This is a genomic window from Bacillus sp. GMs2/2, from assembly GCF_050172095.1.
In the GTDB taxonomy this organism is placed as follows: domain Bacteria; phylum Bacillota; class Bacilli; order Bacillales; family Bacillaceae_G; genus Bacillus_A; species Bacillus_A cereus.
This window is the reverse complement of record NZ_JBNLYE010000062.1, coordinates 1-19640: the sequence shown is the minus strand read 5'-3', so window position 1 is coordinate 19640 and position 19640 is coordinate 1. Positions and strand designations below refer to the sequence as shown.

The following is a 19640-nucleotide window of genomic DNA, read 5'->3' as shown; positions in this document are numbered from 1 at the left end:
ATGCATGTTAGGTACTTAATATTCCTTAAAAATAGAAAAAGACACTTTCTCTCAGTTGAAAGTGTCTTTTTCCATGAGGAGTATTCTCCGATGACATTCTTACTATATGCGCGTGAAAATAATGTATGAATACAAAATAAAAAGACGCTTTCTTTAGGAAAGCGTCCGGTTTATATAAATTTCTCTCGGTGTTAGTTTTAGTATATGTAATAAAAGCGAGCGATAGAACGAAATATTGACGATAGAGTATATTTTTATTATATTCTTTAATCTAAAATTGTATGTAAAGAAAAGAGCCGTTTCCTTTAGTGGGGACGGCTTTTTTGTTGGTGGGATTACATATTGTGAAAAAGGGTAAAACTATTGAAATGGAGGTGTTAAAATGTCTGTTTTCACAATTGTTCTCTTATTTATAACGTGTATTTCTGTTATTAATTGGGTATTGTTACGAAGGAAAAAAGAGCACGACTTTTTGAATTTATTACATTTAGCAAATAATGATGTAGATTTTAAAAAAACTGTAGCTATGGGGCTGTATTATCGATTCATGAAACAGACAGAAGAAGAAAAAGTATCTAATGTATTTATTCGGGAAGATCCAATAGCATTTGAACATTTTGTTGGAGACGTATTTGAAAGGTACTATGGAGGATCAGTTTACGTAACGAGGGGGTCAAATGATTACGGTGTTGATTTTGAACATAAGTTAAATGACGAATTATATCTTGGACAAGTGAAATGTTATAATTCGGACATGCCTTTTAATGCTATCGCGTTAGTTCATTCAAATATGGTAAAAGAAGACGCGAAGGGCGGATACGTAGTAACAACTGGGAGTTATACTGTAAATGCCCAGCGTTATGCTGAAGGATTAAATATCCAACTAATCGATGGACCAAAACTTGCTGAGATGTACATAGAAGTGTTGCAAAATGAAAGAAATCCTGTTTACAAATTGGACCCTGTTAATAATTAATTAGCAGGGTCATTTTTTTGTACTTCATATAAATCGTCAACTCTACAATTAAAGATACAAGCTAATTGGTATAAACGATGAACATTTGGAAAAGAAGTTCCAGTTATGTAGTTGTTGAGTTGTTTTACGGTTATTCCTAGTTTATTCGCTATAAAATCTTTTCGATATCCACTTTTTTCTACCCAATCTCCAATTTTACTTTTAAGTTTTATCTCCATATTTTATCACCTGCAAATTATTTCAACACACATAAAAAAATACCTCTATTATAATTTATCTTCTATATTAAAGAAAAATAATTTCTCAATATGGGTAATAATCCTTCTTCTAAGTCATATACCTATATTAATACCATGAGGAATACCAAGTGGAAGCAAGGAAATCTGGAGGGGAGAGAGCACATATGCGTTGGCAATATTCACATTTAAACGAAACACCTTATCTATATCCATCGAAGGAATTGAGAAATATGCATAGGAGTTCTAATGGTAAGAAAGAAATGAATGCGATAGTGAACCACATGGAAAGACATGAAGTATTTAATAATCGTGAATATAAAGGCTATTACCATTTATCAAGCGAAATTATCGATGATTTATATGAAGATGGAGATGAAGTGTTGGAATGGGGGGATGTCATTAACGATTATCAACCAATAATGAATTCAAAGAAGGTTCTACAGCTAAAAAGAAAAGAGGGGTTTAGATGACACTTGCAGGGGAAGCGGTAATTATTTGGACAGCAACAGGTTTGTCTGTAATCGCGATGAGTGTAGCTGAAAAAATGGGGAAGAGTGTTCCGCATTGGCTTCCACGTATAACCTTGTATACGACGCTTACGGGCTCGTTCTTATATCTTCTACGTTATATTCTCGTTATGTTTCTATGAAGGAATACGATGTGGAAGAGAGGGACAATAGACCTCACAAGCAAAAATGCTCGTCCTGTTATCTTCCAAAAAAATGCAACTATATCCTTATAGGATATATAAGGAGTGTTCATCAATGCTTGAATTATTGTTAATACCCGTTGCTTCATTTGGATATGCCTTGGTAAGTGATAAGCTCAAACGTAAAGATGATGATAAACGCAAGATACAAGTATTCTTTGAAGTGTCTGGAATCGCAATCAAAAAAGAAGAAAAGCTATATTATCCAAAATTTCAAAAGAAAAATATTGATGATCGCAGTACAACATACATTTACACTTTACCTGTTGGTATGCCAAGTAAAATCATTCAGAAGGTCGAGGATGTTGTTTCTGAAGGACTAAATAAACCCGTTCGAATCCAGTATGATAATTATGAATTGAATATTCGAGTATTCCATAAAGAAATACCTACGAGATGGGAATGGTCAACGAATTTAATTCAAGAGCGCAAATGGCGTGTACCAATCGGGCAAAGTTTAGAAGAGTTAATTTGTCATGACTTTGATAAAACACCGCACATGACTTTAGGTGGACTAACGAGGATGGGAAAAACGGTGTTTTTAAAGAATGTATTCACTTCACTTACTGTAGCTAATCCAGAGCATGTTCACTTTTACATTATTGATTTAAAGGGTGGATTGGAGTTTGGACCTTACACGAACGTAAAACAGGTAGAATCTATTGCGGAAAAGCCAATTGAGGCCTTTCAAGTATTGAGTATGATTTTAAAAAGGATGGAAGAAAAAATGCTTTTTATGAAAGGACACCATTATACCAATGTGGTAGAAACAAATATAAAAGAACGCTATTTTATTATCGTGGATGAAGGCGCAGAACTTTGTCCTGATAAAAGTATGAATAGAGAACAACAAAAGTTATTAGGAGCTTGCCAACAAATGCTGTCTCATATAGCGCGTATAGGTGGAGCATTAGGGTTTAGACTAATTTTCTGTACACAGTATCCAACTGGGGATACGTTACCACGCCAAGTGAAACAGAATTCAGATGCGAAGCTAGGCTTCAGGTTGCCAACAGCAACAGCTTCACATGTTGTTATAGATGAACCAGGGCTTGAAACCATACACAGCATTCCAGGGCGTGCGATTTTTAAGACTGATCGATTGACTGAAGTGCAAGTTCCTTATATTACGAATGAAAAGATGTGGGATGTACTAAAACAATATGAGGTGAAGAAAGATGAACATCCAGACACATATCAAAATCAACAGACAAATGATGATTCTGACCTCGATTAGAAAGCTGAAATTTGCTACACGTAGGCATTTAATGGCTATACATGATTTAGGTGGCATAAGAAATGCAAACCGCATATTAAAGGATTTAAGCTCATTTGTGAATAGTACAGTGTATAAAAAAGAACATGTATATTACCTAAATAAAAATGGTAGAGAGCTATTTGATGATAATGAGAAAGTTATACCCAATAGTCGGTTAGCGCATAGTCTTATGAGAAATGAAGCATGGCTTTATCTGTTTTGTCCCGATGACTGGCAAATAGAAGCACCCATCCGTTATAAAGTAAATGACCGAAAGAAAACGATTATTTCTGATGTGAAATTCCGGGATGACGACGGGATATTAAACGCTGTAGAAATTGATCGTAAACAGACGATGAATATAAACGCTGAAAAAATGAATCGGTATGGTGAATTCACTGTGTATTATAAAAACAAATATAACGGGAAAGTCCCTATTATTCACTTTTTTACACTCACATCATACAGGCAAAAGACGTTAGAACAATTCGCTGTGCAACAAGGTGTATATGCAAAAGTACATGTTATACCTGAATTGTAAAGTGAAATCAGGACATCTGCTCTATTCAATATAGCCCGATTTCATCAGCTTCTTCTTTAGATGTTTTATAATATACACCTGGAGTAAAAGGGTTGTCTATTGTCTTTGTGGAAGGTATTTTTGAGCCATCAACCTCTAGCCAATTATAAAATATTCCATCACTAGTGCATGCACTTGTCTTACGATTTGCAAGGTTATGTATCTCTCTAAAGCTATCAATGTAGTTATAGACCATCCTTTTGAATGTTCGAGTAAAGTATCCAATAGGATTTTTCATCAAATTTCCGTTATGCTCGTACTTATGTGTTTTAGAGTACAAAACCGAAGAAGCATTCGCAAGAAGGTTGTGAAATATATCTGTATCCGCTAGTAAATTAAATTGCTTTGCAGCCTTCTTCGCAATATTTTTGGCATTTTTGAAAGATTCATTAATAACATTTGATGAAAAAGCAGTTTGTAATTCCATACGCATAGATTGTGGCACACGATAATCAATGAAGTCTAAATCATGTTGAAAAGATTGCGAAACTTCCTCTTTACGTTTGTTTATATCTTTTATATTTTGTTTTAAGGTTTTTGTAGTTGTTTTCTTGGTGTGACAAATTTCCACAGTTTTAGTGGGGGCTTCTGTGACAAACTCTTCTTTTGTGATGATTGGCTGGATTACAATAATGTTACTTGTTTGTCTCATATCACTTTTACGTTTCATTTCTAGCTGTTTGATGATACCAAGTAATTCTAAGTGTTGGCATGCACGAATGACCGTTCTACGGCTAATATGAAGTACTTCAGCAATCTTTTTTTTGGATTTAAAAGAAACGCCAAAATATTTACAAGAATGGGTGTGTAAGTGATTGAGTACAGCCAATTGATTTTTATTTAATTGATCAGCAAATTGATCTTTATATGCGCGCACAGTGTCATTTAACTCCTTGAGATTTTGAAAAGATACTAAGTTTTCATATGTTTCTATACTAGCAAGAATGGTAATTGCTTGTTTCTTTTTCATAAGGGCTCGTCTCCTCCGAAAACAAAAAAGCAACAGTATGCCACAAAATGTAAGCAAACTGTTGCGGAGGAACCCTTATGTACGATAAAATGAGGTACATAAAGAGTTACAGCAAGTGTTTGCCTAGTGTGATTAGGCGGACGATTAATAGAGTGTCTCACCACTCTATTAACACGCTGTGCTCTTTTGTTTTTAATTGTTCAATCCGGTAACAAATTGGTAACGGAAATGTAAAATAACACGATTATTTCACTTCTTGAAGATAATCCAAAAAGTTTATATACCAACGCTTTGTATCACTTTTAATACGTTTGATTTCATTAATACCAGAAGGTTAACTTCTCGTTTGTTTTATGCTAGAATAGAAAAAGATGTAAGACAGCAGTGAGGACACCTGTATGAGGGTGTCCCTTTCACATTACATAGCTGTTGGTAGAGGGGGTTTGTATGAGCAAGAAGCAGAAGCAAAATAAGAAAAAGACCCACGTTCCTTTTCGATTAAACGTGTTGTTTTTCTGCGTGTTTTTAATGTTCTCCGCGGTTATTGTAAGGCTCGGATATGTACAAATTGTTCGCGGTGAAGAATATAAGAATGAAGTGGAGAAGAAAGAAAACTCAACGATAAGTAATCCTGTACCGCGTGGGAAAATATTTGACCGTTATGGGCGACCTGTAGTAGATAATGCAGCCATTCGTACTATTACATTTACAAAAATGAAGGGATCAACTGCAGAGGATCGCTTAGAAACAGCGAAAAAGCTAGCAGATTTGATTGAAGTACCGACAGATAAATTAACAGATCGCGATAAAAAAGATTATTGGCTTGCTATGCATAAAGAGGAAGCTAAAGAAAAAATTACGAATAAAGATCGTCAAGAGTTTAAAGATAAAAAAATTGATGATAAAGAATTAGACGAGCGTCAGCGAAGTCGTGTAACAGAAGAAGAGATTAATCAATTATCCGCAAAAGATCTAGAAATACTAGCGATTAAGAGTAAGATGGACGGCGGATATGCAATGACACCTCAAGTTATTAAAAAGGATGCTACAGAAAAGGAATATTCGATTATTAGTGAAAACCTAGCAGCATTACCAGGTGTAGATACGAATGTTGATTGGGAGCGGAAATATACGTACGATGATTTATTCCGAAGTGTACTTGGTGGGGTGTCGACATCTGATGAAGGCTTACCGAGAGAAAGACTAGATTACTATCTTGTTCGTGATTACAATCGAAATGACCGAGTAGGAAAAAGTTATCTTGAACAACAGTATGAAGATAGTCTGCACGGTACGAAAGCAGAAGTTAGAAATGTTACAGATAAAAACGGTAATATTTTAGAAACGATTAATGTATCAAAAGGACAAAGTGGTAATGACCTGAACTTAACAATTGATATGGAATTACAAAAGCGCGTGGAAGATATTCTTGCGAAGAATTTAATGAGGTTTAAAGGAAGCGAACCTCTTTTAGATCGCGCATTTGTTGTAATGATGAACCCAAAAAATGGTGAAGTTTTATCTATGGCGGGGAAACAATTAGTTAACGAAGATGGCCAAACGAAAGTAAATGACTTTGCATTAGGTACCATGACAAGTTCTTATCCGATGGGATCAACTGTAAAAGGTGCAACAGTACTTACTGGATATCAAACTGGTGCGATTCAACCAGGGGCAGTACAATTGGATGAACCAATTAAATTAAAAGGTACACCTACGAAGTCGTCTTGGAAAACGATGGGATATATTAATGACCTTACAGCTTTAAAAATGTCTTCTAACGTTTATATGTTTAAAACAGCGATGAATATCGCCGGTGTTCAGTATGTGAGAGGTGGTACGTTAGATATACCTCAAAAAGCATTTGATACGATGCGTTATTATTTCGGACAGTTTGGACTTGGTGTAAAAACAGGAATTGATTTACCGAATGAATCTGCTGGTCAGATGGGTAAGAGTAGTCAACCAGGTTTCTTACTAGATTTATCAATTGGACAGTATGATACGTATACACCGCTTCAATTAGCGCAATATATTTCGACGATTGCCAATGGCGGATATCGTATGCAACCACAAGTTGTAAAAGAAATTCGTCAACCGGCAGTGAAACCAGATGAAGTTGGGAAAGTTGTTCAATCTATGGAACCGAAAGTATTAAATCGTATTGATATGCCGGAATCGCAAATTAAACGTGTTCAAGAAGGATTTAGACAAGTGTATAATGATTCAGGTGGTACAGCTACAAAGTACTTTACAGGTGCAAAATATAAAGCGGCAGGGAAGACGGGTACTGCGCAAACTGTGTATGGCGGAGATAAAGAGATTGGTAGAAAGGCAAACGGTGAACGTGTGGAAACATATAACTTAACATTAGTAGGTTATGCGCCACTTGAAGATCCAGAAGTAGCATTCTCTGTTGTCGTTCCATGGGTACATGATGATAAGACTGGTATTAATGGATATATTGGTCGTGAAATTATGGACGCTTACTTTGATTTGAAAAACAAAGAAGTAAATGGTGAAGCTCCAAAAGATGATAAAGACAATAAAAACAAAGATCAAGATGATGAATAAAAAAGTTGTAAAAAAGCACACTATATGAAAAGATAGTGTGCTTTTTTTTATGGTTTATGCATATCGTGTAATAAATGTGGACAAGTATACAACATTGAAAAAACGCGGCCCTATAAATGATACTTGTATATGGTGGGATAGGGGATAAATATTTTATAGGGAAATCATCAGAGGAAATGAATAGCTACTACTGAATTAAAATTGTATCGTATGTTGATTTTTGTGGAACTTTACAAAACTTTTACAAACAATTAAAACCGAATTAATAGTTTAGCAGTATTCTTATATCTGTAATCCTGTTATTTCCGGTTACTTCTAGGAGGAAGAACACGTGAAATGGATGCGTACACCGATTAAGATTTTCGTATTATCAATATGGTTCCTCTGTTTTGAAATGTCTACTGCATTTGCTTTAAATGATACGGGAGAAGTGAGAGTTGATGGATCCTCAACGGTTTTTCCTATTATAGAAGCGGTAGCGGAGGAATATACAAAGGTGCATCCAGACGTGAAAATTTCCATCAGTATTTCTGGAACTGGGGGAGGATTTAATCGTTTCAGTAAAGGAGAAGTAGATATAAATAATGCTTCGAGAGTAATGAAACAAGTCGAGAAAAATGAAATGAAGAAAAACTCTATTCAGTTCACACCTTTTGAGGTTGCTAACGACGGTCTTACGATTGTTGTGAATCGCCATAATACATGGGTAGACGATATGTCAGTAGACGAGTTACGACTACTTTGGAGTGAAGATGGAAGAGAGAAGCGATGGTCACAAATTCATTCAACATGGCCACGTGAACAAGTGAAGTTTTATGCACCAGGCGTAGACTCTGGTACGTATGATTATTTTCAAAATGTCATCTTACAAAATCATCGCATTGTAAAAAAAGTCTCTTTGTCTGAAGATGATCAAGTTATTATGCAAGGAGTAATGAATGATAAACATGCCATTGCTTTTGTAGGATATGCTTATTATATGGCTAATCGAGATAAGGTGAAAGCAATAAAAGTAAATGGTGTATTTCCGACGAAAGAGACCATTCAATCAGGTAAGTATAAGCCGTTATCTAGGCCGCTACTTGCTTATGTGAATAATGCATCTATCCGAAATAAAATGAATGTAGCAAACTATGTTGAGTTTATGATTCAGCATGTCGGTAACCTCGCTGAAGAGGTCGGGTATGTAAAATTACGAAAAGAAAAATACAATGAACAGCTGCGTATGTTAACAGAAATAAAAAGGTAATGTCAGGGTGGAAAGGGGTTTTCATCTTTGGCTCATAATGACAAAAGTCAAATTACATTTTCTGTACAACATTTGATTGAAAGAAATACAAAACAAAGAAAAAAAACGCAGCGAATCAATCGAATAGTGCCTTTATTACTAAAAATAATTGCTAGCGTTTCTATTGTGACGACATTTGGAATTGTTTTTACGCTCTCTAATGAAACAATCATGTTTTTTCAAAAAATATCATTATACTCCTTTTTGACGGAGAAAGAATGGTTACCATTTTTTGAAGACCCTAAATTCGGTATATTACCACTCATATGTGGAACGTTCCTTATAACTGCAATTGCTATGTTTGTAGCAATTCCTATCGGTTTAGCGTGTGCCGTATTTTTAAGCGAATATGCTTCAAATAGTGCACGGAAAATATTAAAGCCGATGTTAGAGCTATTAGCAGGTATCCCGACAATTGTATATGGTTTTTTTGCATTAACAATTGTTACGCCGCTTTTACAAAGGCTTATACCAGATTTACAGTTTTTTAATGCGATTAGTCCAGGAATCGTTATCGGATTTATGATGATGCCTACCGTTGCATCTCTATCTGAAGACGCGATGAGAGCTGTGGCGAAAGGGACGAAAGAAGCTTCATTAGCACTCGGAGCGACGCGGTTTGAAATGGTAAAACAAGTGGTGTTTCCGTCCGCTTTTACAGGGATTATGGCAGCAATTATATTAGCGGCTTCTCGTGCAATTGGTGAAACGATGATTGTTGTAATTGCAGCAGGATCCACACCAAATGTATCGCTTGATCCGACACATTCAATTCAAACGTTAACAGCCTATATTGTGCAAGTAAGTTTAGGTGATGCTCCGCATGGAACGATTACGTATTACAGCATGTATGCTGTAGGTGCAACGTTATTTTTGTTTACCTTTATTATGAACATCATTTCGCAGTCTATTATGCGCCGTTTTAGGAGGATGACATAATATGCGAATGTTGAATCATAAAAAAATACAAAAAAACATGGCATCACGCTTTTTAAAAGATCGAATTTACAAATTGTTATTTTATATAGCAATTTTATTTTCAATCGTAATTTTGTTTTTGTTACTGTTTCAAATTGTTGAAAAAGGTATAAGTTATCTTTCAATAGATTTCTTTACAAATTTCGCTTCACGTAATCCGAAAGAAGCTGGTATTGCTGCAGCTTTGTCAGGGACAATATTATTTATGAGTATTGTTATACCTGTTTCTTTTATATTTGGAGTTGGAACAGCACTTTATTTAGAGCAATATGCGAAGGAATCTCTATTTAAAAAAATAATAGAGATTAATAATCAAACGTTAGCAGGAGTACCATCCGTTGTATTTGGATTGCTTGGTTTAACTATTTTTGTATATGCTCTTCATTTAGGAGAGAGTATAGTTGCAGCAGCGCTGACGATGAGTTTACTCGTTTTACCAACAGTTGTTGTGGCGAGTCAAGAAGCAATTCGATCAGTACCAAGTGTATTATTAGAGGGTTCTTACGGATTAGGTGCTACGAAGTGGCAAACGATGTATCAAATTGTATTGCCATATGCTTTCCCAGGGATTATAACGGGCTGTACGTTAGCGATATCAAGAGCAATTGGAGAAGCTGCACCACTATTAGTTATTGGGGCACTTGCGTTTGCAAATTATGTTCCATTTAGTATGTTTGATAGATTTACAGTTCTACCAATTCAAATTTTTAATTGGATGAGTAGGCCACAAGAAGAATTTCAGTATGTAGCAGCAGCTGGGATGATTGTTTTGTTAGGTTTGTTGCTATTTATCAATATATTTGTTTTATGGTTACGAAATCGAAAATAAGTTGGAAATGGATGGAAGGAGAATTCAAATGGTAGCAACAGTAGTAAATGTACAGGTGAAAAATGAAGAGAAAATCGAGACTGCGCCAAAGAAGGTAGTATTTGATACGAAAAACTTAAATTTATGGTACGGGGAAGACCATGCTTTAAAAGATATTAATTTAAGTATTCATGAGAATGAAGTTACAGCCATTATCGGTCCAAGTGGCTGTGGTAAATCAACTTACTTAAAAACATTAAATCGCATGGTAGAATTAGTACCTATCGTTCGAACTACAGGTGTAATTGAGTATAGAGAACGCAATATATTTGATAAATCATATCCAGTTGAAGAATTAAGAACGCATGTAGGAATGGTGTTCCAAAAGCCAAATCCATTTCCAAAATCTATTTATGAGAATGTAGCATACGGTCCAAAAATCCATGGTATTCGTGACAAAAAGACATTAGATGAAATTGTTGAAAAAAGTTTACGTGGAGCAGCGATTTGGGATGAGTTAAAAGATCGTTTGTACGATAATGCATACGGTTTATCTGGTGGACAGCAACAGCGTCTATGCATCGCACGCTGCTTAGCTATTGAGCCAGACGTTATTTTAATGGATGAGCCAACATCGGCATTAGACCCAATTTCAACATTAAAAGTAGAAGAATTAATTCAAGAGCTAAAGAAAGATTTTAGTATTGTTATCGTAACGCATAATATGCAACAAGCAGCGCGTATTTCAGACAAAACAGCTTTCTTCTTAAGCGGGGAAGTTGTGGAGTATACAGATACAAATAAATTATTTACGACTCCTTCAGATAAGCGTACAGAAGATTATATTACAGGTCGCTTTGGTTGATATCGTTTCAAAGCTAAGAGCAAATGCCCTCTTAACAGAGGGCATTTCTTATTTTATCTTACTGTTAATAGAGAAGTAATACTTCTCCTTATCTTAAGGTTTATTACAAGCATAAAAGCCCGATTGATGAGGGGTGATTAAAGTTTCACTTTTATATAATGGCACATAATATTGAGGGGGAAGAAAAATGGTAAGAGAACAGTTTCAAGGTGATTTAAAAGCGTTACAGCAAAAGGTGATCGAGCTTGGAGAATTAGCAAATGCGGCTTTATTGATTGCTATGGAAGGTCTACATACAAGGGATGTAGAGAAAGCGTTAGAGGTCATTGATGGTGATTACCGCATGGATAATTTAGAAGAGGAAATAAACGATCTTGCGCTTATGCTCATTACGAAGCAGCAACCTGTAGCAAGTGACTTAAGAAGGATTTTTATTTCAATTAAAACAGCGACAGATTTAGAGCGTATTGCAGATCATGCTGTTAATATTGCAAAGGCTACAATTCGTCTTGGGGAAAAAGAAGTGGCTGTTAGTTTGCACAACCTGGATGAAATGTTTGCGGTTGCAAATGAGATGTTGCATTTAGCGTTAGAAGCATATGAACAAGAAAATTTAACTTTTGCGAAACAAATTGCTGAAATGGATGATTCCGTTGATGAAATATATGGAAAAGCAATTCGTGAGTTTATATCTTCGGTTCCGGAACAACCAGAAGCAATTACGCAAATTACACAATTATCATTTGTCGCGAGATATATTGAGCGTGTAGCAGATCATATTACAAATATTGCTGAAAATGTCTTTTATTTAGTAAAAGGAAAGCATTATTTATTGAATGAGTAGGAATTAAAGTAGGTGATGGGAAATCACCTGCTTTTTTTAGTCAAAACATGACAAAAAAAGCTCGTTGTTTCCTTTAGTTTATGATGATAAGATGTATCATAATGTAATGGGAAAATTAGTATATATGTTGGTCGTTAATAAGTATTATTTAACAATTAATAGTAAGCGCTTTCTTGTTGTTTGAAATGTACGTTTTTATAGGTGAGAAATTTAATTATATGGTCTTCTAAATGAGGATTTGTTTAACTAATCAAGTTTATGCTGCTAGTTCATGTGGGATAGGGAATATACATATGGTATATGAAGTTACTGAACATTATATAAGTGGAGGCTGAAGTATATGAAGGGGGTTATTTTAGCTGGAGGAAAAGGAAGACGCCTTAGACCATTAACATGTAATACTCCAAAGCCGATGTTACCATTATTAGAAAAACCAGTTTTAGAATATAATATTGAGTTATTACGCCAGCATGGTATTCGTGAAATTGCAATTACTGTTCAATATATGAGTACGACCATTAAGCAATATTTTGGTGACGGTAGTAAATGGGGAGTTAACTTGTATTATTTTGAAGACTCTCCTCCGCTTGGCACAGCAGGGAGTATTAAACAAGCAGAACAATTTTTAGATGAAACATTTGTTGTGATAAGCGGGGATGCATTAACTGACTTTCAATTATCAGAAGGAATTAGGTTTCATGAACAAAAGAAAAGAATGGTAACAATGTTTGTGAAAGAAGTAGAAAATCCACTCTCATTTGGATTGGTTGTAATAAATAAAGACCAGGAGGTTACACGATATATAGAAAAGCCGGGCTGGAATGAGGTAGTATCTAATGTTGTGAATACAGGCATATATATTATGGAGCCAGAAATCTTTTCTTACATACCGCCTAGACAATTTTGTGATTTCAGTCATGATGTGTTTCCGTTATTGGCAAACAAAAATGTATTATTCGCATATTTGTCAGAAGGTTATTGGTTAGATATCGGCACATTTAATCAATATCGACAAGCACAATTTGATTTGTTAACGAAAAAGTTACAAGTACCTATTCCTTATACGGAAGTATTACCGATGGTATGGATGGGAGAAGGGGTGACGATTGGTAAAGGGACGAAAATTCATGGCCCCTCTTTTATTGGAGAAGGAGTAAAGATTGGTACAGGAGCTGTAATTGAGCCATATTCTATTATTGGGAAAAATAGTATCGTTTCAAGTTATTCTCATCTTCAAAAAAGTATTGTTTTTGCGAATGCCCACATTGGGAAGTATTGTGAACTATTAGAAACGACAATAGGAGAGCGTACAATAGTTGAAGATGATGTTACACTGTTTCAAAAAAGCGTTGTAGCGGATCACTGTCATATCGGGAGAAGTACGGTAATTAAGCAAAAAGGAAAAGTATGGCCTTATAAGGCGATTGATAGTCATTCGATAGTAGGAGCGGCTGGTATTCAAGAGAGTGAAATGAGTGCAGGGTGGTTACAAAAAAGCCGCATTGTAGGAAGAGGGAATGTTGAAATTACTCCCCAGTTTATCGTGAAGATTGCGATGGCGTATGGTTCTCTTTTTAAAAAAGGAGAAAGTATATTAATTGGAAGTCAAGAAAATATAGAAACAACCTCTTATAAAAATTTATTTTTACATGCTATTCATGGTATAGGGATTCATACGATGGAATGTAAAGAAATGAACGAGTCACTTTTTCAATATAGTGTTCATCATTTGCAATGTGCAGGTGGTGTTTTCATTCAAGTAGAGAATGAGAATGAGATTGTTATAAAGTTATACGGTCAAGCTGGCATGCCGTTAACGTATAAGCAGCAAAAAGAGATAGAACAAGTATATATGTCCGAATTGTTTTATTACGTGATGGAGAAAGAAATGGGGCGTAATAAGCTGGTTCATGTTTCTATGAATGAGTATATAGAAGTTATATTGGAGCATATTGATATCGAGAAAATACAGATGCAGAAGTTTCATCTTCTTATTAATAAGAGAAATGATACGTTGCAACATTTACTTATGCTCTTTCTGCAAAGACTTGGTTGTACAGTTACATGGATTTATGCAAGCGAACAAAAAGATCATGTGAAAGCTTTGATGAAATCAAGTAAAGCGAATATGGCTCTTATATTTTCTGAGCAAGGAAATCATTTCGAGTTATACGATAAACATAGTAATATTTACCAAGGTACAGATTTGGAAGAGGTAGATATTCCAGATTTCTTACTCGAATCGACAGGAAATATTTACCCAATGTCTTTGAAGTTAGGGGAATGTTATCTTCTATTTTATACGCAGGATGAAAGAAAGGCGTTTCAAGTAAGGTGGAAGCGAGATATTTTATATCGGATTGGAAAATTATTTGAGCTAATAGCATTGCAAGGAAAAACGTTTCTCAGCATAGTGGAGCAATCACCTCCGCTCTATTTACTTTATGATGAAGTGGTATGTTCATGGAATGAAAAAGGGGAAATTATGAGGAAATTATTGGATGATATAGAAAGGAAGGGAGAAGGTATATTTGAAGGAGTACAGTTCAAATATACTGAAAAAGAGTGGTCTTATATCGTTTCTGACACAAAACAACCAAAATTTTTGGTGTATTCACATGCTAGAAACCCAGTAATAGCAAGGGAAAACATGAAAAATCTTATAGAAAAAATTAGACAATATCAAAAGGTGTAGAATTTTTATTTTAAAAGTGGTATTATAGTATAGTCTGATTTAAGTTATTAGTACTGGAGGGAAATAAGAATGCGTGTGAATATTACTCTAGCATGTACAGAATGCGGAGATCGTAACTATATCTCAAAGAAAAATAAACGTAACAACGCTGAGCGTATCGAGCTTAAAAAGTATTGCAAGCGTGACAAGAAGTCTACGTTACACCGTGAAACAAAGTAAGCAGTAGGAATATTTTCCTACTGTTTCTTTTTTTTATTCGATTCCTATGTTAAAAGTGATACACTATCAGCATAGAGTAAAGTGTCACTGTAAGGGGGAGAGTGTGTGAAAGCAGAGAAAGTACGTTTGCGTAAACAAATAATAGAACACATGAATTCTTTATCAGAAGAACAGTATACAACTTTATCAGAACAGATTGCATTTTCGTTGTATGCGCAAAAAGAGTGGGTTGAAGCTAAAACAATTGGAATTACTCTTTCAATGGAAAATGAAGTGAATACATATCCTATTATCGAAAAAGCTTGGGAAGAAGGAAAGAAAGTTGTAGTTCCTAAGTGTAATAAAGGAACAAGAACGATGTCTTTCCGGCAAATTAATAATTTTGATCAATTAGAAACGGTGTATATGAATTTACGTGAACCGATTCCCGGGCTTACGGAAGAAGTGAATATGGATGAAATTGATCTTCAAATTGTCCCAGGCGTAGCTTATACAGAACGAGGAGAGCGAATTGGGTACGGCGGTGGCTATTATGATCGTTATCTCGTGCATTATAAAGGGAAAACGCTATCATTAGCGTATGATTTTCAAATGGTAAAACACATTCCGGTAGAGCCATTTGATAAAAACATAGAAAAAATTATTACAGAAAAAGGAACAATGCTTACAAATAAGCTTGTATAGACAAATAAAAATTGACGAGACTTTTTCTTCTTGATTATAATAAAATATGTGAACGTTTTCTTATTATAATTTTTTATAGTAAGTGAGCATAGAGGGTGATGAAATGGTATCTATTTATGATATTCAGCAATTGCTAAAGAAATTTGGTACGATTATTTATACGGGAGATCGAATTGCTGATTTACAATTAATGCAAGATGAATTGCGTGAATTAAATCAATCACAGCTAATCGATCCACAAGACTATCAAACAGCTTTATTTTTATTGAAGCAAGAAATTCAAAAAGAGCTAAATAAGAATTAGATAAAGGTAGGTAAGCAACATGGAAGAGAAATGGTTAGTTGGTGTTGACCTTGGTGGTACAACGATTAAATTAGCATTTATTAATGTATACGGTGAAATTTTACATAAGTGGGAAATCCCTACGAATACAGGTGAGCAAGGAAAACATATTACACTTGATGTTGCGAAAGCAATTGATAAAAAGCTAGAAGAATTAGGCGAATTGAAGAGCAAGTTAATTGGTATTGGTATGGGAGCTCCTGGTCCTGTACATGTGGCGTCTGGAATGATTTATGAAGCGGTTAATTTAGGATGGAAAAACTATCCGCTAAAAGATTTATTAGAAGTAGAAACAGGATTACCTGTTGTTATTGATAATGATGCAAACTTAGCAGCGCTTGGTGAAATGTGGAAAGGTGCTGGTGAAGGTGCAAAAGATTTAATCTGTATGACACTTGGTACGGGCGTTGGTGGTGGTGTAATCGCCAATGGTGAGATTGTACACGGCGTGAGTGGTGCTGCTGGTGAGATTGGACATATTACAGTCGTTACAGAAAATGCTTTCCCATGTAATTGCGGAAAGTCTGGTTGCTTAGAAACAGTAGCATCTGCGACAGGTATTGTACGTGTTGCTATGCAAAAAATACAAGAGACTAATAAAGAGAGCATGTTGCGTTCTATGTTAGCTGAAGAAGGACGTATTACATCAAAAGATGTCTTTGAAGCACTTGGACAAGGTGATGAATTAGCAGGTGAAGTAGTAGAAAAAGTAGCCTCTTATTTAGGATTAGCTGTAGCGAACCTTTCTAGTACATTGAACCCAGAGAAAATTGTTATTGGTGGAGGCGTGTCTAAAGCTGGAGATGCGCTATTAGAACCAATTCAACGCTATTTCGAGCAATACGCTTTCTCACGTGCTGTAAAGAGCACGAAGTTAGCTATTGCAACACTTGGTAATGATGCAGGCGTTATCGGAGGAGCTTGGCTTGTAAAAAAGCACAAATACGAAGCGAAGATGATATAAGTTGTGAAATATGAAAAGAGGAAGGGGGAACCCTTCCTCTTTTTGTGTGAAATCTCGATGAAGAATAAAGTGTAAACGAATTAAGCTGCTGGTGGATACCCGTTATATAGAACAGTCATGATCGTAAACCATCCGAAAACGAGTACAGTTGCAATTGCAAAGCCGCTCGCGAAAAAGTTTTTTTCACGAAGTGTTCTAAGCGTAGCAAATACAGCTAACAGAGTGACAAGTGTAAAAATAATAACAAGGCCCATACAATATCCTCCTCTGTCTACCCATTTCTTATTATGAGTTTTTGGAATATTTACTCTTTTATATTGTACATGTTTTAAAAATGATTGTCGAGATAGCATCCTTTCTTTTCCTCAGAGAAAGAAATGTTGTATCATTAAAAGTAAGTTTAATAACTGGAGGAGATTTTCATATGAAATGGATACAAATGCCGTTAGGCCCATTACAAACAAATGCTTATATTTTAATGAACGATCAAAAAGAGTGCATTATCTTTGACCCTGGTCATGAAGGTGAAAAGCTCGTTACATATTTACAAGAAGAACAATTAAAACCATTAAAACCATTAGCTGTTTTATTAACACATGCTCACTTTGATCATATCGGTGCTGTTGATGCGGTAAGAGACACTTTTCATATTCCTGTGTACGTACATAAAGAAGAAGCAGATTGGTTAGGAGATGCAACTGTAAACGGCTCTCAAATTTTTATGATGAACCGCAGTATTACAGCAAAACCAGCGGATCATATTATTGATGCAGAAGGTACATTAACAATTGGATCATTTAATTTTGAAATTTTTGAGACACCAGGACATTCTCCAGGAAGTATTTCTTATTATAGTAAAGAGGCGAATGCTGTATTCTCAGGAGATGTATTGTTCCAAATGAGCATTGGAAGAACAGATTTACCTGGTGGAAGTTTCGCTGAATTAATTGGAAGTATTGAAGAGAGATTATTTGTATTACCAGATGAAACAGCGGTTTTATGTGGACATGGTCCAGAAACAAGCATTGGCTTTGAAAAAGAAAATAATCCGTTTTTACAATAAGGAGTCATTATGGGAATGGAGCTCATTTTAAGAGAATGGATGGGGAAAGAAAAGGATTATTCAATTTCATATAGTACGTATATGAACCTTGTATTGTATACAGAAGGTCATGGATATTATATGAAAGAACGTGAAAAGATTGGAAGACAAGGAGATTTTTTTACAAGTAGCAACGTATCCTCTGTGTTTGCAAAAACTTTTGCTAAACTTTTTATTCGTCTTGTTGAAAATGGTGAAGTTGCTCCGAATATTTGTGAAATTGGCGGAGGAACAGGGAAGTTTGCCTATGATGTTTTACAAGAATGGAAGCAAGTATCTCCAAAAACCTTTATTGATTTAAACTATTCAATGATTGAAGTGAGCCCTTTTCATAGAAAATTACAGCAGGAGCACCTTGGCTCATTTTCTAATGTATCGTACTATACCTCCTATAGTGAAATGGGAGATTCTTTCGAGGGAATTCTTTTTTCGAATGAGTTGTTTGATGCATTTCCTGTTGAAATAATTGAGAAAAGAAATGGTATGTTGTATGAAGTACGTATTACATATACAGAGGAAGGAAACCTTTCAGAAGTATGTAGGCCGTTAGATAAAAGAATTGGTCGCTATTTATTGAAATATAATATTCATATTGCTGAAGGGCAACGTTTTGAAGTACCAATTGTGATGGAGGAGTATATAAAAGAAATTGCGAAATGGTTTCAAAAAGGTATATGTATTACAGTTGATTACGGATACACAAAAGAAGAGTGGATGCATCCAGCACACCGTGAAGGAAGTTTGCGAGGGTATTATCAGCATAAGCTAATACGTAACCCACTAGCGCATCCAGGTGAAATGGATCTTACTACTCATATTCATTGGGACGAGCTAAAGGAGATGTTTAGTATGCAAGGAATGAGTGCAGTATGGCATAAGAAACAATCTGAGTTCTTGTTAGCTGCAGGGATATTAGAACAGCTTACGAGCCATCAAGATATGAATCCTTTTTCTGAAACGCAAAAACAAAATCGAGCCGTTCGTTCTATGATTTTGAATGGAGGAGTAGGGAGTGCATTTGATGTTGTTATACATACAAAAGATATGCAACATTTACATTTGGATCGATATGTAACAATATAAAAAACAAGACACAGTATATACTGTGTCTTGTTTTTTAATACGACTTATGTAGTATTATATATTTCCTCTCATGATATATATTTATATTAAAGATATGAGATGAAAAATATAGAATACGTTCTTTTTCTTCGATTATTAGTCCCTAACCTAATAATACGCGAACGAGTTGAATGATTGTTTCATTCTCTACTTTGTAATAAATTTCCAATCCTTTTCTTTCACTAGAAACGATTTTAGCGCTTTTTAATTTTGCTAAATGCTGTGAAATTGTAGATTGTGGCATGTTTAAGCCAGTATACATTGTAGAAACGTTGCTTGGACCGCGCTCGATTAATCCTTTTACGATACATAAACGAACAGGATGAGCTAGCACTTTTAATAATTCTGCATTACTTTCATATAGTTCTAATTCTTTTTGAAAGGTTTCTAACATGTTCTTTTCCACCTCCGTGTGAGCTATT

At 35.2% G+C, this 19640-nt stretch carries 22 protein-coding genes; 18 read left to right on the top strand and 4 right to left on the bottom strand.

Translation table 11 applies throughout. The annotated features are described in order from the left end of the window. The first annotated feature begins 382 nt into the window (after positions 1 to 382). The gene (locus ACQGS6_RS11125) at positions 383 to 976 is read left to right on the top strand and encodes a restriction endonuclease (RefSeq protein ID WP_426965138.1); all 594 of its coding nucleotides are present in this window, start codon (positions 383 to 385) and stop codon (positions 974 to 976) included. Here the strand turns inward: ACQGS6_RS11125 and ACQGS6_RS11120 are convergent. Next, positions 973 to 1194, bottom strand: a complete 222-nt coding sequence (locus tag ACQGS6_RS11120; RefSeq protein WP_000403528.1) for a helix-turn-helix transcriptional regulator — start codon at positions 1192 to 1194, stop codon at positions 973 to 975. The two genes, ACQGS6_RS11125 and ACQGS6_RS11120, sit on opposite strands and share 4 nt — an antisense overlap. A 185-nt stretch (positions 1195 to 1379) precedes the next feature. Between ACQGS6_RS11120 and ACQGS6_RS11115 the strand changes: the two genes are divergently transcribed. From ACQGS6_RS11115 to ACQGS6_RS11100, 4 genes are all read left to right on the top strand, one after another. Next, entirely contained in the window at positions 1380 to 1685 is a 306-nt protein-coding gene (locus tag ACQGS6_RS11115; protein WP_086413362.1) for a hypothetical protein, read from the top strand. Then, positions 1682 to 1864, top strand: coding sequence for a hypothetical protein (locus ACQGS6_RS11110; RefSeq protein ID WP_000170776.1), 183 nt, complete (start codon positions 1682 to 1684; stop codon positions 1862 to 1864). The genes ACQGS6_RS11115 and ACQGS6_RS11110 overlap by 4 nt, the downstream gene beginning before the upstream one ends. Positions 1865 to 1979: 115 nt before the next feature. Beyond that, on the top strand, positions 1980 to 3161 hold the full coding sequence (locus tag ACQGS6_RS11105; protein WP_426965137.1) for an FtsK/SpoIIIE domain-containing protein: 1182 nt from the start codon (positions 1980 to 1982) through the stop codon (positions 3159 to 3161). Then, the gene (locus tag ACQGS6_RS11100; protein WP_001025806.1) at positions 3103 to 3723 is read left to right on the top strand and encodes a replication-relaxation family protein; all 621 of its coding nucleotides are present in this window, start codon (positions 3103 to 3105) and stop codon (positions 3721 to 3723) included. Before ACQGS6_RS11105 ends, ACQGS6_RS11100 begins: the two co-directional genes overlap by 59 nt. 25 nt (positions 3724 to 3748) lie before the next feature. Here ACQGS6_RS11100 and ACQGS6_RS11095 read toward each other — a convergent pair whose 3' ends face one another. Beyond that, on the bottom strand, positions 3749 to 4732 hold the full coding sequence (locus ACQGS6_RS11095) for a helix-turn-helix domain-containing protein (protein WP_000730122.1): 984 nt from the start codon (positions 4730 to 4732) through the stop codon (positions 3749 to 3751). 447 nt (positions 4733 to 5179) lie between these two features. Here ACQGS6_RS11095 and ACQGS6_RS11090 point away from each other — a divergent pair, with 447 nt between their 5' ends. The 11 genes from ACQGS6_RS11090 (at position 5180) to glcK (ending at position 16994) form a co-directional block, all read left to right on the top strand. Beyond that, positions 5180 to 7306 (top strand): peptidoglycan D,D-transpeptidase FtsI family protein, encoded by a 2127-nt coding sequence (locus tag ACQGS6_RS11090; RefSeq protein ID WP_000038984.1) that lies wholly within the window; start codon positions 5180 to 5182, stop codon positions 7304 to 7306. 331 nt (positions 7307 to 7637) lie between these two features. After that, positions 7638 to 8555 carry a PstS family phosphate ABC transporter substrate-binding protein gene (locus ACQGS6_RS11085; protein WP_000871823.1) on the top strand — a complete coding sequence of 306 codons (918 nt, stop codon included), beginning with the start codon at positions 7638 to 7640 and terminating at the stop codon, positions 8553 to 8555. Between the two features lie 27 nt (positions 8556 to 8582). After that, positions 8583 to 9533 carry a phosphate ABC transporter permease subunit PstC gene (gene pstC / locus ACQGS6_RS11080; protein WP_074625298.1) on the top strand — a complete coding sequence of 317 codons (951 nt, stop codon included), beginning with the start codon at positions 8583 to 8585 and terminating at the stop codon, positions 9531 to 9533. Between the two features lies 1 nt (position 9534). Beyond that, complete coding sequence (gene pstA / locus ACQGS6_RS11075; RefSeq protein WP_001242557.1) at positions 9535 to 10401, top strand: phosphate ABC transporter permease PstA; 867 nt, start codon at positions 9535 to 9537, stop codon at positions 10399 to 10401. A gap of 28 nt (positions 10402 to 10429) precedes the next feature. Next, entirely contained in the window at positions 10430 to 11245 is an 816-nt protein-coding gene (gene pstB, locus ACQGS6_RS11070; protein ID WP_087967308.1) for a phosphate ABC transporter ATP-binding protein, read from the top strand. Positions 11246 to 11432: 187 nt separating this feature from the next. Further along, positions 11433 to 12089: a phosphate signaling complex protein PhoU gene (phoU, locus tag ACQGS6_RS11065; RefSeq protein ID WP_000251240.1), complete on the top strand. Its 657-nt coding sequence runs from the start codon at positions 11433 to 11435 to the stop codon at positions 12087 to 12089. A 340-nt stretch (positions 12090 to 12429) separates the two neighbouring features. Then, on the top strand, positions 12430 to 14784 hold the full coding sequence (locus tag ACQGS6_RS11060) for a sugar phosphate nucleotidyltransferase (RefSeq protein WP_000679333.1): 2355 nt from the start codon (positions 12430 to 12432) through the stop codon (positions 14782 to 14784). A 69-nt stretch (positions 14785 to 14853) separates the two neighbouring features. Further along, a complete protein-coding gene (gene rpmG / locus ACQGS6_RS11055) occupies positions 14854 to 15003 on the top strand; it encodes a 50S ribosomal protein L33 (protein ID WP_001265616.1) in 150 nt (49 codons plus the stop codon). Positions 15004 to 15108: 105 nt separating this feature from the next. Continuing rightward, a complete protein-coding gene (locus ACQGS6_RS11050; RefSeq protein ID WP_000642752.1) occupies positions 15109 to 15687 on the top strand; it encodes a 5-formyltetrahydrofolate cyclo-ligase in 579 nt (192 codons plus the stop codon). 103 nt (positions 15688 to 15790) lie between these two features. Beyond that, the gene (locus tag ACQGS6_RS11045; protein ID WP_000253699.1) at positions 15791 to 15991 is read left to right on the top strand and encodes a YqgQ family protein; all 201 of its coding nucleotides are present in this window, start codon (positions 15791 to 15793) and stop codon (positions 15989 to 15991) included. A 19-nt stretch (positions 15992 to 16010) separates the two neighbouring features. Further along, entirely contained in the window at positions 16011 to 16994 is a 984-nt protein-coding gene (gene glcK / locus ACQGS6_RS11040; RefSeq protein WP_000391701.1) for a glucokinase, read from the top strand. An 80-nt stretch (positions 16995 to 17074) separates the two neighbouring features. Here glcK and ACQGS6_RS11035 read toward each other — a convergent pair whose 3' ends face one another. Beyond that, entirely contained in the window at positions 17075 to 17248 is a 174-nt protein-coding gene (locus ACQGS6_RS11035; protein WP_000524852.1) for a DUF2759 domain-containing protein, read from the bottom strand. A gap of 170 nt (positions 17249 to 17418) precedes the next feature. Between ACQGS6_RS11035 and ACQGS6_RS11030 the strand changes: the two genes are divergently transcribed. Next, positions 17419 to 18057, top strand: coding sequence for an MBL fold metallo-hydrolase (locus ACQGS6_RS11030; RefSeq protein WP_426965132.1), 639 nt, complete (start codon positions 17419 to 17421; stop codon positions 18055 to 18057). A 9-nt stretch (positions 18058 to 18066) separates the two neighbouring features. Continuing rightward, positions 18067 to 19179 carry a class I SAM-dependent methyltransferase gene (locus tag ACQGS6_RS11025; RefSeq protein ID WP_000525144.1) on the top strand — a complete coding sequence of 371 codons (1113 nt, stop codon included), beginning with the start codon at positions 18067 to 18069 and terminating at the stop codon, positions 19177 to 19179. A gap of 142 nt (positions 19180 to 19321) precedes the next feature. Here ACQGS6_RS11025 and ACQGS6_RS11020 read toward each other — a convergent pair whose 3' ends face one another. Further along, positions 19322 to 19612, bottom strand: coding sequence for an ArsR/SmtB family transcription factor (locus ACQGS6_RS11020; RefSeq protein ID WP_000894377.1), 291 nt, complete (start codon positions 19610 to 19612; stop codon positions 19322 to 19324). Positions 19613 to 19640: the final 28 nt, after the last annotated feature.

Coding starts and splice junctions, on each gene's coding strand:
- ACQGS6_RS11045 (WP_000253699.1), top strand. CDS start 15,791: ATGGTATCTATTTATGATATTCAGCAATTGCTAAAGAAATTTGGTACG.
- ACQGS6_RS11110 (WP_000170776.1), top strand. CDS start 1,682: ATGACACTTGCAGGGGAAGCGGTAATTATTTGGACAGCAACAGGTTTG.
- ACQGS6_RS11095 (WP_000730122.1), bottom strand. CDS start 4,732: ATGAAAAAGAAACAAGCAATTACCATTCTTGCTAGTATAGAAACATAT.
- pstA (WP_001242557.1), top strand. CDS start 9,535: ATGCGAATGTTGAATCATAAAAAAATACAAAAAAACATGGCATCACGC.
- ACQGS6_RS11100 (WP_001025806.1), top strand. CDS start 3,103: ATGAACATCCAGACACATATCAAAATCAACAGACAAATGATGATTCTG.
- phoU (WP_000251240.1), top strand. CDS start 11,433: ATGGTAAGAGAACAGTTTCAAGGTGATTTAAAAGCGTTACAGCAAAAG.
- ACQGS6_RS11090 (WP_000038984.1), top strand. CDS start 5,180: ATGAGCAAGAAGCAGAAGCAAAATAAGAAAAAGACCCACGTTCCTTTT.
- ACQGS6_RS11030 (WP_426965132.1), top strand. CDS start 17,419: ATGAAATGGATACAAATGCCGTTAGGCCCATTACAAACAAATGCTTAT.
- pstB (WP_087967308.1), top strand. CDS start 10,430: ATGGTAGCAACAGTAGTAAATGTACAGGTGAAAAATGAAGAGAAAATC.
- ACQGS6_RS11120 (WP_000403528.1), bottom strand. CDS start 1,194: ATGGAGATAAAACTTAAAAGTAAAATTGGAGATTGGGTAGAAAAAAGT.
- ACQGS6_RS11105 (WP_426965137.1), top strand. CDS start 1,980: ATGCTTGAATTATTGTTAATACCCGTTGCTTCATTTGGATATGCCTTG.
- ACQGS6_RS11125 (WP_426965138.1), top strand. CDS start 383: ATGTCTGTTTTCACAATTGTTCTCTTATTTATAACGTGTATTTCTGTT.
- rpmG (WP_001265616.1), top strand. CDS start 14,854: ATGCGTGTGAATATTACTCTAGCATGTACAGAATGCGGAGATCGTAAC.
- ACQGS6_RS11020 (WP_000894377.1), bottom strand. CDS start 19,612: ATGTTAGAAACCTTTCAAAAAGAATTAGAACTATATGAAAGTAATGCA.
- ACQGS6_RS11060 (WP_000679333.1), top strand. CDS start 12,430: ATGAAGGGGGTTATTTTAGCTGGAGGAAAAGGAAGACGCCTTAGACCA.
- ACQGS6_RS11035 (WP_000524852.1), bottom strand. CDS start 17,248: ATGGGCCTTGTTATTATTTTTACACTTGTCACTCTGTTAGCTGTATTT.
- ACQGS6_RS11025 (WP_000525144.1), top strand. CDS start 18,067: ATGGGAATGGAGCTCATTTTAAGAGAATGGATGGGGAAAGAAAAGGAT.
- glcK (WP_000391701.1), top strand. CDS start 16,011: ATGGAAGAGAAATGGTTAGTTGGTGTTGACCTTGGTGGTACAACGATT.
- ACQGS6_RS11115 (WP_086413362.1), top strand. CDS start 1,380: ATGCGTTGGCAATATTCACATTTAAACGAAACACCTTATCTATATCCA.